The sequence below is a fragment of the Acidicapsa borealis genome (assembly GCF_059115245.1).
The window spans coordinates 1,945,183-1,959,697 of sequence record NZ_JCACNY010000001.1 but is presented as its reverse complement, the minus strand read 5'-3'; the positions used below and the strand labels follow the sequence as shown (position 1 = coordinate 1,959,697).

The 14,515-nt window shown below is 59.9% G+C and carries 14 protein-coding genes; 6 read left to right on the top strand and 8 right to left on the bottom strand.

All coding sequences use genetic code 11. From position 1 onward, the window contains the following. The first annotated feature begins 48 nt into the window (after window positions 1–48). From AC5S27_RS08000 to AC5S27_RS07990, 3 genes are all read left to right on the top strand, one after another. A complete protein-coding gene (locus tag AC5S27_RS08000; protein ID WP_493934034.1) occupies window positions 49–306 on the top strand; it encodes a hypothetical protein in 258 nt (85 codons plus the stop codon). Next, entirely contained in the window at window positions 306–752 is a 447-nt protein-coding gene (locus AC5S27_RS07995) for a type II toxin-antitoxin system VapC family toxin (RefSeq protein ID WP_493934033.1), read from the top strand. The genes AC5S27_RS08000 and AC5S27_RS07995 overlap by 1 nt, the downstream gene beginning before the upstream one ends. 96 nt (window positions 753–848) lie before the next feature. Continuing rightward, complete coding sequence (locus tag AC5S27_RS07990) at window positions 849–1,877, top strand: purine nucleoside permease (RefSeq protein ID WP_493934032.1); 1,029 nt, start codon at window positions 849–851, stop codon at window positions 1,875–1,877. Between the two features lie 225 nt (window positions 1,878–2,102). Here AC5S27_RS07990 and dnaJ read toward each other — a convergent pair whose 3' ends face one another. The 3 genes from dnaJ to hrcA form a co-directional block, all read right to left on the bottom strand. After that, complete coding sequence (gene dnaJ / locus AC5S27_RS07985) at window positions 2,103–3,215, bottom strand: molecular chaperone DnaJ (RefSeq protein WP_493934031.1); 1,113 nt, start codon at window positions 3,213–3,215, stop codon at window positions 2,103–2,105. Window positions 3,216–3,403: 188 nt separating this feature from the next. Beyond that, window positions 3,404–3,988 (bottom strand): nucleotide exchange factor GrpE, encoded by a 585-nt coding sequence (locus AC5S27_RS07980; RefSeq protein WP_493934030.1) that lies wholly within the window; start codon window positions 3,986–3,988, stop codon window positions 3,404–3,406. 94 nt (window positions 3,989–4,082) lie between these two features. Beyond that, the gene (gene hrcA, locus AC5S27_RS07975; RefSeq protein WP_493934029.1) at window positions 4,083–5,207 is read right to left on the bottom strand and encodes a heat-inducible transcriptional repressor HrcA; all 1,125 of its coding nucleotides are present in this window, start codon (window positions 5,205–5,207) and stop codon (window positions 4,083–4,085) included. 167 nt (window positions 5,208–5,374) lie between these two features. On the opposite strand from hrcA, the gene AC5S27_RS07970 reads away from it, so the two are divergent. Both AC5S27_RS07970 and AC5S27_RS07965 read left to right on the top strand, forming a co-directional pair. Further along, entirely contained in the window at window positions 5,375–6,328 is a 954-nt protein-coding gene (locus AC5S27_RS07970) for a DUF1684 domain-containing protein (RefSeq protein ID WP_493934028.1), read from the top strand. A gap of 37 nt (window positions 6,329–6,365) precedes the next feature. Next, window positions 6,366–6,626, top strand: coding sequence for a hypothetical protein (locus AC5S27_RS07965; RefSeq protein ID WP_493934027.1), 261 nt, complete (start codon window positions 6,366–6,368; stop codon window positions 6,624–6,626). Between the two features lie 53 nt (window positions 6,627–6,679). Here the strand turns inward: AC5S27_RS07965 and AC5S27_RS07960 are convergent, their stop codons facing one another. The 3 genes from AC5S27_RS07960 to AC5S27_RS07950 form a co-directional block, all read right to left on the bottom strand. After that, window positions 6,680–8,299: an outer membrane protein assembly factor BamB family protein gene (locus tag AC5S27_RS07960; protein WP_493934026.1), complete on the bottom strand. Its 1,620-nt coding sequence runs from the start codon at window positions 8,297–8,299 to the stop codon at window positions 6,680–6,682. A 160-nt stretch (window positions 8,300–8,459) separates the two neighbouring features. Next, entirely contained in the window at window positions 8,460–9,299 is an 840-nt protein-coding gene (locus AC5S27_RS07955) for an Mrp/NBP35 family ATP-binding protein (protein ID WP_493934025.1), read from the bottom strand. 118 nt (window positions 9,300–9,417) lie between these two features. After that, window positions 9,418–9,981 carry an acyl-CoA thioesterase gene (locus AC5S27_RS07950; RefSeq protein WP_493937287.1) on the bottom strand — a complete coding sequence of 188 codons (564 nt, stop codon included), beginning with the start codon at window positions 9,979–9,981 and terminating at the stop codon, window positions 9,418–9,420. A 142-nt stretch (window positions 9,982–10,123) separates the two neighbouring features. Here AC5S27_RS07950 and AC5S27_RS07945 point away from each other — a divergent pair, with 142 nt between their 5' ends. Continuing rightward, window positions 10,124–10,435 (top strand): tetratricopeptide repeat protein, encoded by a 312-nt coding sequence (locus AC5S27_RS07945; protein WP_493934024.1) that lies wholly within the window; start codon window positions 10,124–10,126, stop codon window positions 10,433–10,435. A 61-nt stretch (window positions 10,436–10,496) separates the two neighbouring features. Here the strand turns inward: AC5S27_RS07945 and AC5S27_RS07940 are convergent, their stop codons facing one another. Beyond that, the gene (locus AC5S27_RS07940) at window positions 10,497–11,117 is read right to left on the bottom strand and encodes a hypothetical protein (RefSeq protein ID WP_493934023.1); all 621 of its coding nucleotides are present in this window, start codon (window positions 11,115–11,117) and stop codon (window positions 10,497–10,499) included. Further along, window positions 11,114–14,341, bottom strand: a complete 3,228-nt coding sequence (locus AC5S27_RS07935) for a VWA domain-containing protein (RefSeq protein ID WP_493934022.1) — start codon at window positions 14,339–14,341, stop codon at window positions 11,114–11,116. The genes AC5S27_RS07940 and AC5S27_RS07935 overlap by 4 nt, the downstream gene beginning before the upstream one ends. Between the last annotated feature and the right edge of the window lie 174 nt (window positions 14,342–14,515).

The window sequence follows — 14,515 nt, the reverse complement described above, 5'->3', positions numbered from 1 at the left end:
CGCTGGCGATATCTGGCGGCGCGATTGGTTTTCTGCTAGGTTGTTTTCATGGTCATCACTGTCACAGTTCCGGATGAATTCGCAGAGGAAGCAGAGGCGCGTGGCTTGACGACCGAGAGGTTTGTCGAAACCATCGTGTTGCGTGAGCAAGCGGCACTGCTATCCTCTCAACCCGAAAAGACTGTCGAAAAACGGATGGTCGACTTAGACCTGTTTTTGGCTGAGATGTCTGCTTTTGCCCATAAGATTCCTGTCTTGCCGGATGAAGCGCTGACTCGGGAAAGCTTTTACAGCGACCACGATTGATGCCTGACAGATACGCCGTTGATACGAACATACTGTTGCGGCTTTCGCACCCGGCACATCCGGACCATGCTTTGATTTCTCAGGCGATGCATAGGCTCAGAATCCGAGGCTCGGATCTCTGTTTTGTCCCGCAGTGCCTGGGTGAGTATTGGAATGTAAGCACCCGGCCATTGACAAGGAACGGCCTAGGGCTTTCTGTCGATGAAACCAACATTCATATCCAGTCGATCGAACGAAACCTGATACTGCTGCCGGAGGATTGGCGAGTGTACCGGGTTTGGCGTGACTTGCTCTACATACATCAGATACGAGGCGCTGAGGTTCACGACGCCCATATTGCCGCGGTGCTGGCAGTTCACGGCGTTCGGCATTTGCTTACGCTGAATGGCCGAGATTTCAAGAGATTCGCGCACGTCATCGCAGTGCATCCTCGTGACGTGCAGTAAATTTGAAGCGGTTTCCTCCCTGCTGTGCGATATATAGCTATGCGCTTACTTTGCTCCTGTTTAGCACTCCTTCTCTGTTCGGCAACCTTTCATTGCATGGCCTTTGGTCAAGCCAACGCTAGCCCAGCACCCGCAAGTTCTGCTCCCACGAAGATCGTCGTCAAGGTTGTTGTCGTTGCGATGTTTGAGCAAGGCGCTGATACCGGCGACATGCCTGGAGAGCTGCAGTACTGGGTAGAACGCGACCATCTGGACAAGGTGTATCCCCTGCCTGCGGCTTATCACGATGCGCGGATGAACGCCCAGGGAGAACTGGCGATTGTGACCGGTCAGGGTACGGCGCACGCTGCTTCCACCATCATGGCTCTCGGCATGGATCCACGCTTCGATCTGACCCACGCCTACTGGCTGATTGCCGGAATTGCCGGCGGGAATCCGGATCATGTTTCACTGGGGTCGGCCGTGTGGGCGAACTGGGTGGTCGATGGCGACCTGGCCTACGAGATCGACGCGAGAGAGATGCCCAAGGAGTGGCCCACCGGCAAAATGCCACTGCGCAAAACCAGACCCTACGAGGAACCAGCCACTCCGCTGGCCGGGCAGATGTTCGAGACCAATCGCAGCCTCATGCTCTGGGCGTATGGGATGACGAAGAGTGTAGAGCTGGGCGATTCCGATCATCTCAAGGAGATTCGTGCCAACTTCGATGGCGCGCATGCCGGGCTGCCTCCGCAGGTACTGCTGGGCGACGAGGTTTCCGGCTCCACTTACTGGCACGGCAAGGTAATGGACGAGTGGGCCGGCAGGTGGATGACGTACTTCACGGGCGGCAAGGGTACCTTTGCGACAACCGCGATGGAAGACACCGGTTCTCTCCTCTCGCTGGAATTTCTCGCCAAGGCGGGCAAGGTGGATTGGCAGCGCGTGATGGTGTTGCGGACGGTCAGCAACTATGACCAGCAGCCGCGCGGGATGGATGCAGCTTCCAGCCTGTCCAGCCAACGGATCGGGAAGTACGGTGCGTATCTGCCTTCGCTCGAAAGCGCCTATCGGGTGGGACACACGGTGGTAGCAGAGTTGGTTTCAAAGTGGGACAAGTACCAATCTGAAACGCCAGGAAAATAATTACGGATGAAGCCAGCTTGAATTGCGCGAAATTCTTAAGGAGAAGCGCACAATGGAGAAGGTCGCCTCAACAGAGATATCTGAGCTTTTCATGTTGTGCCGAATAAGCGCTCCTTAACGCATCTTAGCGGCACCAAAAATCACGATTAAGCCCAATCAAATGTGTCGTGTAGACACAAAAAGCGTACCCCCCCGGAGGTACGCTTTTTGCTCCTATGCAGGCAGCTAGCTGAACAGGTCTTTCATCTTGCTGATCATGTTGCGGCTGGCTGGTTTGTTCTCGATTTCCATGCTTTCGGCCAGCTGACGAACCAGCTCACGCTGGGTGCGGCTCAGCTTCTTGGGCGTCTGGATGAGCACTTCCACGATGAGATCGCCGCGGCCGTGTTCGTTCAGGTGCGGAACACCCTCGTTGCGTACGCGGAACTGCTTCCCGTTCTGAGTACCTTCGGGAATCTTGAGGGTCACTTCACCCTCAAGCGAAGGGATCTCAATCTCCGTCCCGAGAGCCGCCTGCGGGAAGGAGATGGGAACGACGCAGTGGAGATCGTAACCATCGCGCTCGAAGAAGTCGTGCGGGCGAACGCTGAGAACGACGTAAAGGTCGCCGCGCGGGCCGCCAAAGCGCCCGGCTTCGCCTTCGCCTGAGTAGCGGATACGGGTCCCGTCTTCCACCCCGGCAGGAATCTTGACCGGCATTTCAAACTCGCGCAGCACACGGGTTTCGCCGCGGCAGGTGGAGCAAGGGTCGGTGATCACCGTGCCGGAGCCGCCGCAGTTGCCGCAGGCGCGGGCTACGGAGAAGAAACCCTGTTGGTAGCGAATCTGGCCGCGTCCCTGGCACTGCGAGCAGACCGTCGGTCCACGCCCGGAAGTCGTGCCGGCGCCGTGGCAGGTGGCGCAATTTTCACGGCGGCGGCCCTTGACCTGGGTGGTTTTGCCAAAGACGGCATCTTCAAACTCGATGGTGATGTCGAAGCGCATGTCTTCGCCGCGCTGAACACGGCTGTTGCCGCGCTGTTGGCGCCCGCCAAACATCTCTCCGAAGAGATCTCCGAAAATGTCGCCGAGGTCAGCGGATTCACCGAACGGGCTGCCGCCGCCAAATCCGGCGTTGGTGCTGGCGTGGCCGTAGCGATCGTAGGCGGCGCGCTTGTCCGCGTCGCTGAGGACACTGTAGGCCTCGCTGGCCTCTTTGAAGCGTTCTTCCGCAGTGGCATCGCCGGGGTTCCGGTCGGGATGATACTTCATGGCCAGCTTGCGGTAGGCGGTCTTCAACTCGACGTCGGTGCACTCACGGGTTACGCCTAAAACTTCGTAATAATCTGCTTTGCTCACAGGGTTCCTGGTTGCCATGATAGCTGTTCGTTGCCTTTTTCTGTCGTAAAAACCGATTGGGGGATTGCATTCCCTCAGCGGCTGAAACCGCCTCGGGGCGCTTTCCGTGATGACATACAACTTTGTGCGCAAAGCAGCCGAAATGAGCTGAGGATGAAACCCGGCTCATTCGATGCGCGATGACTCGCTTACGCTTCGGTCTGCTTGGGATTGGAGACGATGCGGACCATGGCTGGACGCAGCATGCGCTCGCGAATCTTGTAGCCTTTGCGGATTTCCTCAGCGATGGACTGGTCAGGAAGGTCTTCGCGCTCAACCGTACCAAGAGCCTCGTGGAAGCGGGGGTCAAAGAGCTGCCCAACGGTTGGGATGGCCTGAACGCTCAGATTACGCAGGGTTTCGTCCATCTGCTTGACGATCAGTTCGACCCCAGTGCGCAGCTGCTCCGCCGTGCCGGTGGAGTTGAGGGCCAGGGCAAAGTTGTCCAGCACAGGCAGAAACTGCTCGACGACATTGCCCGTAGCGTAATCGCGGAACTCCTGCTTTTCGCGCTCCTGGCGCTTGCGGGCGTTGTCGAACTCGGCCTGCAGTCGCGCGAGGCGGTCAAAAAGCTGGTCTCGTTCGGCTTGAAGGGCTTCGTAGGCTTCGACAGTCGGACCGTCGGTGGCTGGTTCTGGGGCTGCATCTGGGGCGGTTTCTTCGGCGGTCAAGACGGCGGATTCTGCCGCGTCTGCTTCGTGAGTTACGCCGTATTCAGTTTCTTGGTTTGCCATTCCTGCTCCATCTTGATTGGTTCTGGGTCATTCTGAGTCAATTGACCAAAACATGAATTCTGTGCGGCCTTCTGCTATGAGATGCGGCAAGGCCTTACTGCGGTGGTTGTTCTAGAACGCGTTCGGAGAGGCGGGCGATGTAGCTGACCGCCTGCATCATCTCCTGGTACTGCATACGAGTGGGCGCGATGACCGCGACCGTACCCATGCTCTCCGTGCCGACGCGCGCTGGTGCGCCAACCAGCACCAGGTCGGGCATCGAGGGCATGGTCTGGCCAAGCCCGTCCAACCCATCGGCGCCGCCGAGGCCGATGACAACGCGGACTTCATGCTGCCGGGCGTCGACGTAGGCGTTTAATAGCTCGACCAGCCGCTGCTTGGCTTCGAGCGCGACCAGCATCTGTCGCAGGCGTTCGCGGTCCAGTTCGCCGACGAGGAGGTTGGCCATGCCTTCGACATAGATCATCGGCGCGGCAGCATCAGCCGCCAGGGCGCCACGGCGGCAGAGCTCTTCCAGAGCACTCAGCCGGTTCTGGTATTCGTTCTGCTCGGCTTCGATGCGGCGGGAGACTTCGGCGCGGATCCGGTCGAGCGGCCAGCCGCGGAAGTTTTCGTTGAGATAGCGGCTTGCGAGGTCAAGGTCTTCGTACGATAGCTCCCGGCCGATGGCAAGAGCGCGATCCTGAACGCTGCCGGACTTGGTCACAAGCACAGCTAGGACGCGGCCAGTGGTCAGGCGTGAGAAATGGATGTGCTCGAGGATCTGCTTAGTCGCGCTGTTGGCGTTGGCGACGGCAATGCCCAGGCCGCTCGAGATCATCGCCAGCACATGCGACGTGCGTTCGAGGTACTGCAGCGGCGAGTTCACGCCGGAGAAGCTTTCGTCGATCTGTTCGCGGCGCTGGTCACTCAACTGGGTCAGCTGGCTGCCCGCAACGGCCGCCGCATTGGTGCGGGTGGCCTGCTGGAGCTGGGCGACGTGATAGCGAAAAGCGAGGGGTGTGGGCAGGCGTCCGGCGGAGGTATGGGGCTGGTCGAGCAGGCCCGTTTCGCCGAGCGCGGCCATCACATTGCGGATGGTTGCGGAGCTCAGGCCTTCCTTGTTCTCGAAGTGGCGGGCCACGGCCTGGGACGAAACCGGCTCTCCGGTTGCGATATACATCTCGATGATCGCCGTGAGAACCAGCCGCTCCCGCGGACTGACGCGAAACTCGTTCATCCCGCAACCCTCTGGCAACCTGCTGTTTCCATTGGACTTACCTGTGAAAACATTTCTAGCTACCCTTTTTCAGTTTAAGGATTGAGTGTAACAGTGTCAAGTTTTGACTACGACATGGTTGGCACCGTGAGAAGGGTCTGCGGTATCTTCAACTTATGCGATTTTCGATGGTGAAAGCACTGGGTTTACGGGCTGGATTTGGTTTTGCGGCAATCTGCATCGGCGGCCTGTCCCTGCACGCGGCAACTCATGGCAAGGCGGTCAAACCGGCTGCTGCAGCGACTCCCGAGTGGAAGGATCTGCAGGAGTGGCGGAGTGCGCGCGCAAAGAATCTCTCCGCTCCGGATGGCTGGCTGACGCTGGTTGGCCTTGAATGGCTGAAGCCGGGGAAGAATGCCATCGGGCTCGCGGCGGACAGCGGTGTCCGGCTGAAGGGCCATGCGCCGGAGCATCTCGCGGTGATCGACGTGGCTGGCACCCAGCTCAAGCTGGTGGCGCCTGCCGGCGGCTTCCCAGCTCACCTGCTGGTGGACGGCAAGCCTGCACAGGAAGGCCCGATCCAGGCCGACGATGACCGCCCGTCGGTGCTGCAGGATGAGAATCTGACCCTGGTCGTCCTGCACCGGGGCGACAAGTATGCCTTGCGCGTTAAGGATGCCGAGTCACCGACCCGGACGGGATTCAAGGGCCTCCACTGGTATGCTCCCGAGGCAAAGTACCGCGTGACGGCGAAGTGGATTCCCTTCGTTCCGGCGCACACGGAGAAGATTCCGACCATCATCGGGACGACGCTGGATATGCCGGCGCCGGGGCTAGCGGAGTTTACGATCGACGGCAAAACGATCCAGATCGAGCCAGTGCTGGAGGAGCCGAACGCGAAAGAGCTCTTCTTCATCCTGCGCGACGCGACAAGCCATACAACGACCTATGAGGCGGCGCGGTTCCTGTACGCCGGGATGCCTTCGAATGGGCTGGATAAGCCGGGAACGATCGTGCTCGATTTCAACCGTCTGCAGAATCCTCCCTGCGCCTACACGCCGTATGCGACCTGCCCGCTGCCGCCGTATATCAACCGGCTGGCTATTTCCATACCGGCAGGGGAACAGCGGTACTCGCACTAAACGATAAAAGTTCCGAAAGGATCTTGAAGCCGAGCGCATGAAGAAGACCAATGCAGACCTCTGGACGATATGGGCCGGTTCGTTGGCTTTAAGTCTTCTCCTTGCCGGACTGTTCTATGCATCCGGCAAGTCAAATGATTGCAGGCCTGGTCAGGTTGACGGCCAGTGTGGACTTCCAACTTTCCTCGGACTTATATACGGCGTGGGATGTGCGGCGCTCGTGCAAGGGATAGCGATCATTTGTCTGGCAGTCGTGGCGTGGCAGCGGCGGAAAATAACCCAAGCCACCAGCAATTAGATTCCACGGCAAATCAACAGTAGATCCTTCGCTTTGTTCAGGATAACCATTCTCTACGCCAGGCAAAGGACGAAACCCTTGCTCGCGTCCGTGAGATACAGCCTCCCCAGCGGGTCAAGCGCGGCAGGCTCACCCGGGGTGGGAAGGCTCCAGAGCAGGTGGCCGTCATGATCGACAGCGCTGACGGTGTTCAGATCTATTCTGGCCTCGCGATTGGGCCGGTGCGTGACGAAGATCGTTCCGGCCTTATCAATCAGGTGGGGCTCACAACTGTCGAGTTGAATTCTCCAGCGTTCCGTACCCTCGCGCACGCAGAGGAGGTGGCCCTTGGCGACGAAGATCGCGTCGCCGAGGCTGAACAGAGGCGGACCCGAAATCTCAGCTTCTGCTTTGTAGGTCCAGAGCACTTTTCCGTCAGCATTCAGGCAATAGATGGTGCCGCGATCCGTGCCGACGTAGAACCGGCCCTGCGCATCATTTGCGATGCCCCAACTGGAACAATTGCCGTCAAGCTGAATCACTGCTTTGGAGTGAGTCAAGGTGACCGCTCCGCCTTCGCAGACGCCGTTGTTCCTCCCGTAGGAGTCGTCCTGCGGGCGAAGCAGGTCGGATGGCTGCTTCAAAGGCCGGTGGCAGATACCGCCTTCACCGCCACTGTTGAAGCAAAGAAAGGTGCTTCCGTAGGGAAGGACCAACTGCTGTTCTTCAAGAACGATCAGTCCGCCGGGAGTGATGCCGAGCACCTGCCCGGCCTTGGAAGCCCAACGCTCCGTACCATCCTTGATGGCGAAAACGACGTTCCTTTCGCTGTCAAACAGAAACAGGGTCTGGTCAGGTGCGAACCCGATCAGTTTCCAGGCGTCACCTACCGACGCACGCGATGTCCAGATGACTTTTGGCTCCTGCTGCGGGCCTGTCACCCGCGAGTCAAATTTCAGACGATCGATCTTCCACGGGCCTTCGACTTCCGGCGGAAGAGCGCTTACATTGCCGGGTTTGCGAACCACCACCGGGGGCTGCTTGCGGGCCTCGTCGATCAACACCTCCATCTGGATATTCTTCATGTCGTCGGGGGTCAGGTTGTTGGATCTGGCCCCCTCAGGAAGAGGCACGCGGGACTTGAAGGCGCCGTCAGCAATAGCCGCCGCCACCATGACTGCAGCCGTGCCGCCGACTCCATAGAGGATCGCGCGGCGCGAGATAGGCTGCTTGCCGCGGACATATGGACGGATCGTCTGGATAAGCTGGCGTACCGACTGGTCGAAGAATTTGTCGGGGATGTCATGCGCGTTGCGGGCAGCGAGCGGCTTCAGGTCGTCCGGGAGCGAGTCGGCGCGGGGCATCGGCGCGTGACCGACCAGCACAGGGATCACCAGCATCTTCCCCGCCAGCGCCTGCGACACCTCATGACGGACCAGGTCGGCTGAGGATTGCAGACGCCGGTTGCCCTGAGCATCAGTGACGGTCAGCCAGGAACGGCCGATGATCGCTAGAAAAACATCGCACTGCGCAATGGCATCCCGGATGATGGCGCGATAATCCTCGCCGGACCGAATGGTGTCGATGTCCATGAAGACGAGCTTCGTGCCGAAGTGTGCACGCAGTGCGCGATAGATTTGCTGAGCGTAGCCGCCCGTGTCTTCGCGCCTGTAGTTAATGAAGATTCCCGGCAACGCGATTTACCCCGCCCGTCGATCTGGATTGAACTCAAGGTAAATGATGATGCAGGGAGTAGGGATTAGGGAATAGTGTCGGGGGAAAGAGAGGCGGGTTCGACAGCTGAAGAGCATTTGCCGTTTCTAATCCCTGTTCCCTAATCCCTATTCCCTGTCTTTAACTGATCTCAAGAACGTCGCTGCTCTTGGAAGCTGCTTCTTCTGCGCGCTCGGTGAGTTTGTTGGCGATTGCGTAGAACTCGGCTGCGAGGGGAGAATCCGGCCCGGCAAGAGCCACGGGCAGGCCGCGATCGCCGCCTTCGCGAATAGCTGGCACCAGCTCGACCGAACCGAGAAACGGCACGTTGAATTGCTGGGCTGTGCGCTCTGCTCCGCCCTTCGAGAAGATGTCGATGATCTGGCTGCAGTGCGGGCAGGTGAAGTGGCTCATGTTCTCGACGATGCCGAGCACTTCGACGTTGACCTGGGCGAACATTTCGAGCGCCTTTCGGGCGTCCTGCAGCGCTACGTCGCTGGGCGTCGAGACGACCACTGCACCCGTGAGCGGCACGGTCTGGACGAGCGAGATGACCACGTCGCCGGTGCCCGGAGGCAGGTCGATCAGGAGGTAGTCGAGCTCGCCCCAATCCACCTGTTGCAGGAACTGGCGGATGATCTGGTGGAGCATCGGTCCGCGCATGACCATGGGCTTGTCTCCGGGGGAGATGTAGCCGATGGAGATGGTCTTTACGCCGTGGGTGAAGTTCGGCTCAATCTGGTTCTGCGCGCCGACCTTGGGCTGGGCGCTGGAGCCCATCATGAGCGGGATGTTGGGCCCGTAAATGTCAGCGTCGATCAGGCCGACCTTGTTGCCCATGCGCGCCAGGGCGATGGCCAGGTTGACCGAGACAGTGGTTTTGCCGACGCCGCCCTTGCCGGAGCCGATAGCGATGATTTTGCTGACGCCGGGGAGTGGGAGCGGTGCTGGGGGAATGCCGTGCTGATGTCCTTGTGCCATGTGTTCCTTCCGAATCTGCTGAAGCTGACCTGTACTGACCTCGGGGGCGAAAGCCCTAGTCCGTTTTGGCGGGCTCAAGCGCCGGGCTGAAAACCCCGGGCTGACGTCCCTGAATTCATTATCCTTTGCCGGGGCGGACGGTGCCCTGCTCTGGCGGGGCCAGTTTGGCGCGTTTGCGGCGTTCGACTTCGGTTTCACGGTTTTCGCGGCGGCGCTGGGCGCCTTCGTACCGGCGGTGTTCATCTGCGGTTTCGGGAACCAGCTCCGGGACGCGGACGGGTTTGCCGTCGGGGTCGATGGCGACGAACACCAGGTAGGCGCTGGCGACGTGACGAAAAATGCCGGCGCGGGTGTTTTCCGCCCAGACTTTCACACCGACCTCGACCGACTTCGAGAAAGCACGGTTCACGCTCGATTTGAGAATAAGCAGGTCCCCGACGTGGACCGGCTGGATGAAGTCGATGTGGTCCATCGATGCCGTAACGACGTGCGTACGGGTGTGACGATAGGCAGCCATGGCTCCCACGAGATCGATGAAGTGCATCAGCCGGCCGCCGAGCAGGTTGCCGAGCGTGTTGGTGTCGTTCGGCAGGATGAGCTCGGTCATCTCCGACTGCGACTCGGAGACGGTGCGTGGCTTGAGGGCTTCCGGCTTCAGGGGTTCTTGCGTGGCTTCGGTCATTACTTGGATGGCCTCGTTCTTCTCCACCCGTCCTCAGCGCCTAAACTGGAACTGGAAACGGGTCCGCGAATTTTGGGGCGGTACTCTCCAGTGTCGGCAATTGGGCTGAATTTCGCAAATGAGGGAAGGCTGGACTTCGGGAATGGATAAGCTGGCAGCGTTGAAAGAGATTCTGGCGATGGATCCGGGCAATGCGTTTGCGCGGTATGGGTTAGCGATGGAGCTGGTGAGCCAGGGCAAGGTGGCTGAGGGGCTGGCCGAGTTCGACGGGCTGATTGCAGCCAGTCCGGACTACGTGCCGGCCTACCAGATGGCGGCGCAGACGCTGGCCAAGGAAGATCGCGCCGAAGAGGCGGTGGCGAAGCTGCATTTGGGTGTCGCGGCAGCCCAGCGGGTGGGCAACACCCATGCGCTAAGCGAGATGCAAGGCATGCTGGACGAACTGGACCGGTAGTTGACGCGTCACCCAGTGGCGAAGGGCTATCTCTGTGTACAAGCTCAGGCAGTAATCGTGCTTAATTCCAGCCAGAAATGGATTTGCCTCGGGCAAGTTCCACTTCGGCGGCAGCGGGCATGCTGATGTCGCATGGTGCTTCATAACCAAGGCCTTGCAGATGGATGAGGATTTGCCTTGCTTCTGGTGCCGTAAGGCCGGAGAGCACGTGCACCTTCTGAGATTCGACCGTAAACGTCAGTCCGTAGTTCGCTCCAGGTGCGGACCTGGACGGTGTTTGAAAACGAATTGGGCTCATCTGGTTTCGAGGAAACGTCCATGTACCGTTCACTCTCCTTGCCGTAACGCGGATCACCTGAAAAACGTCGCGTGTTGCATAGATGTTATTGACTGTTCGAAATGACCGGAAGAATGGCGTTAGCAGTACTGTGAGAAACGCGAGCATAATCAGCGAGCTGATGCTTCTGCCCCTCCCACTGATTTCGGCGATCAGGAACCCACAGACCAGAAGGCCAAAAGTAACGTCGAGCACTTTCCGCAGAATCGATTTTTGTCCCGCTGCGACGGCTGACGGGTCTTTGAAAACGCGGATTGAATCAGGGCGAAGTTCAATTTGAAATCCGCCGCTGCGCACGGTTTCAATCGATTCAGTTCCCGAGTTGGATTTTTCCGACGCAATCATCGCTCTTTCGTCTCCGTTTGGAAGGCCGAGATAGGCAGGGTCACCGTGCTGATCTTGCCGGAATTTCCATCGACCACAAGGATGCGAATCGAACCCAGCTTCGCGGTTTTGCTGTCCGGCAGCGTGATCTCGTGCTGGTAGGGAATGCCGGCGGGCATTCCGGAATCGTAGCTGCGTTGCGTCAGGTTAAGGCGAAGGGTGTCCCCGCTGACTTCAGCTTTCTGAGTAGCATCGTCACGCTGCGCCAGGAAAATGTAGAGATCATCAGCCCAACGGTCTGATTTTTTCTGGAGCGATAAGCCAGGCAATGCGATGCGCAGTTTGATGGTGTTCTTGCGGGTAGCGGCTTCCGCGGCTGGGACCGCCTCCGCGGTAAGCTGGATGCCATTCAGGTCCCGCGGCGCCCACACTGCATCCTGGAATCGCTGTTTGGTGCTCGTGGCCTCTTCGCTGTAAAGGTAGCCGGTGCGGTAGCGGAGTGTGACATCTTTGCGGCTGGGAATCTTGAGTTGCAGCATGTGAAACTTGTTGTCGGCAGGCGTGTCTGGATAAAAGCTCAGTTCATAGAGCGCGCTGACATGGCGCTCGATGCCGCTGAGCGTCTTCTCAAGGTCGCTGCCCTTGTTGATAGCTAGCCCCCCGGTCGATTCCGCCAGTTGGCGAACCAGCGGCTGGATGGCTCGTGAGTTTTCCTGCAGATCGGTAAGCGTGCGCGCGGAGCCGATGGCTGCTCCGTGCGGTCCGCCTGCGCCGCCGGGTTGCGAGTTGGCGGTCGCAGTGGGATCGAGTCCGACGGCAGGATTGTAGAGCGAGGCGTCAACGGCTCCTCCCCCGGACGGCGTCACCGCCGAGGCATCGACCGCATAGAGAGCGATGCGGGCCTCGTTCATGACTTCACGGGCATGCGTCAGGGCCGCGTTCGGAGCGTGGTCGCCCTTCTCCATCGTGACGGCTTTGTCCTCGCGGTCAATGAGGGCGCTGTCGCCAGTAATCCAGACCATGCTCTTGTGGCCCGGACTGGGGGCGAAGTGGCGGGCCAGGGCGATCATGCTTTCCAGGGCGCTCCGAAGCGGGTTGTCGCCCATCTGGCGAAGCGCAGGGTCGGCAGTCTGGATGTAATCCGGCGACTGCATCATGTTCCCGTTGACGCTGTTCAGGTCTTCCGGATTGCGCACAGTGTCGATCTGCTGCCGATTGCGCTGGTCGAGATCCTGCGCGCGGGACGTCGCCGAGGCCGCAGGCTGCCACTTGGCCAGCCGGGCGGCGACGAGACCATGATCCTGCGTCGCATCCTGAATGATGTGCGAACCATGTTCGCTGATGGAGTAGAGCGCGATGCTGGCGTCGGACGGCGCGGATTTCAGGAACCTGAGCACTTCGCTCCGGGCTCGATTGAGATCGAGAAAAGCCAGATGGCTCTCGTCGATCAGGAGAATGAGCAGATCGGAAACCGCCTGGGTCGTCACGGCCTGATCGGTGTTACTGACGATACCGGGCGTTGTCATGGGCGCAGCCGGAGCGGCGACAACCGGGGCCGCGCTGGGATGCTGAAAATCCTTGAGCTGCTGGCGTTTGCCGTTGTCGTAGATCTGGATTTCTTCCGGTTTGAGGTCGGTGATGGGTTTGTCGTGCTTGTCGTAAGCGATGAGGTTGATGTCGACAAGCTGGCTGCTCACTTTGAGGGTAAAGGTGCCGGCCGTGGCCGCATTCCCCTGCGTGTCAGACTCTGGGCCCATTCCCGGGAGACCGTTGACCGAGCGGATTAAAACTTCCTCATCGGACTCCGAAGGCGCGACATTCGGCGGAGTAACCTCAGCGACAGACACTGCAGGCGCCGGCGGAGCCGGAACGGGAGCTGCAGGCGCCGGCGGAGCCGGAACGGGAGCTGCAGGCGCTGGCGGCGTGGCTTTGTCTCCGGTAGCATCTGCGGATAATCCCGCCGCTTGCTCGGAAGCCGGCGGCTCCGGGGGAGCTGGAGCGGAATCAGCTGCGGCGGTCTCCCTGCCATCGGTTGAAGCCTTGGGGATGACCAGTTTTACTTCCGAACCGAAGTGGCGGTAATCGACAAACTGGACGTCGTTCAGGCGCACCTCGGGAAAATTGGAGAGAGCGCTGACGGCGGTCAGGCGAATCCGCGTATGAATCAGCGATTCAGTGACGCTGTGTACGGGGCAGGTGTATGTCCTGTCGCCAATCTCTACCGGGCCGTACTCAACCATCATGTTGGCGATCTGCAACTCGTCTTTCGCGCCCAGGTCGGCCTGGATCACGATGCGCAGCACTTTGCCGGTGTCAGGGTCCACCGCGAGAGTGCCGTGATAGGCCGCAGTCTGCTGTTTTTGCCTGGTGTCGCCGGGCTCGGTCTGGCTGGCGGTGGCTAGCTGTCCCCGATCTCCGTAGCTGGCGCCCGCAGTCTCGCTCGCCTTCCGCCTGGTGGATTGGACGTTGTAGTGGGAGACGGCCTGATCGACAGTGAACTGAAAAACAGCGGCAGGCTTGCCGTCGTCCAGTTCCCAGCGCGCCCAGGTAAGCTTCCCCTTGGAAGCGTCCAGGAGGATCACTCCCAGGATCGGACCAAACTCGCCCCAGGACGTGAGATTTTCGGCTCCCGGAATCGCCGGTTGGCTGGCCTTAGTGTCTTTTCCCGTCTTGCCGCCCTTGAGACTTGCCTGACGAAGCTGGGGATCATCGGTTTCGCGGCCGTCGCGGAAAGCAACCGTGGCATCCGACCTGCTCAGGAAGCGGAAGCCATCGGGCGCAATCCAGTCGTTCAGGTTACGGGATATGGGCGAGTTGTCGTAGTGCTCCGTGCGCCGCGTAGCAAGAAAATCAGGCAAAGCCGGCAGAGTCCGCGCGACGAAATGCACGGTCTGGTTCACGATGGCGCGCTGCGCTGCTACATCCGGAACCGGCATCGGTGGAATTTCCGCCGGCGGCGGATCAAGGAAGGCGGAGGAATCCGCAAGGATGCGAAGAGCCTGGGTCGTGCGGGCGCCCGGGTTCGCCGCCTGCAGCCGATGCAGAAGCGATGGGCTAAGGCGCGCCGTCAGTTCGACTCCGGCGAGTTGCTGGGCAATGGCTTCGTCGGAGCGATGGGCTGCCTGTGCCGCCTCCAGCGTCTGCTGCAATTGCTCCACGGTGATGCGCTTGGCCGCCCAGCATGGAAGCACGAAAGCACCGGAAATGGTGAGGAGCGCCAGAGTATTGCGGGTCCGCCTGAGCATGTTCGGGCCTCCCTTCCGCGAGTTTCAACGTACTGCGCAGCGCCAAAGAATGCTGCGGGAACTCTACACTCCGGGCATGACAGGGCACAAACGGATTCTGTGTCAGCCAAATGCCTTTTCACCGTGCGCGAAGGGTTTTACGTACCGGTCGGAATCCTGGGCGCGACTCAGCTA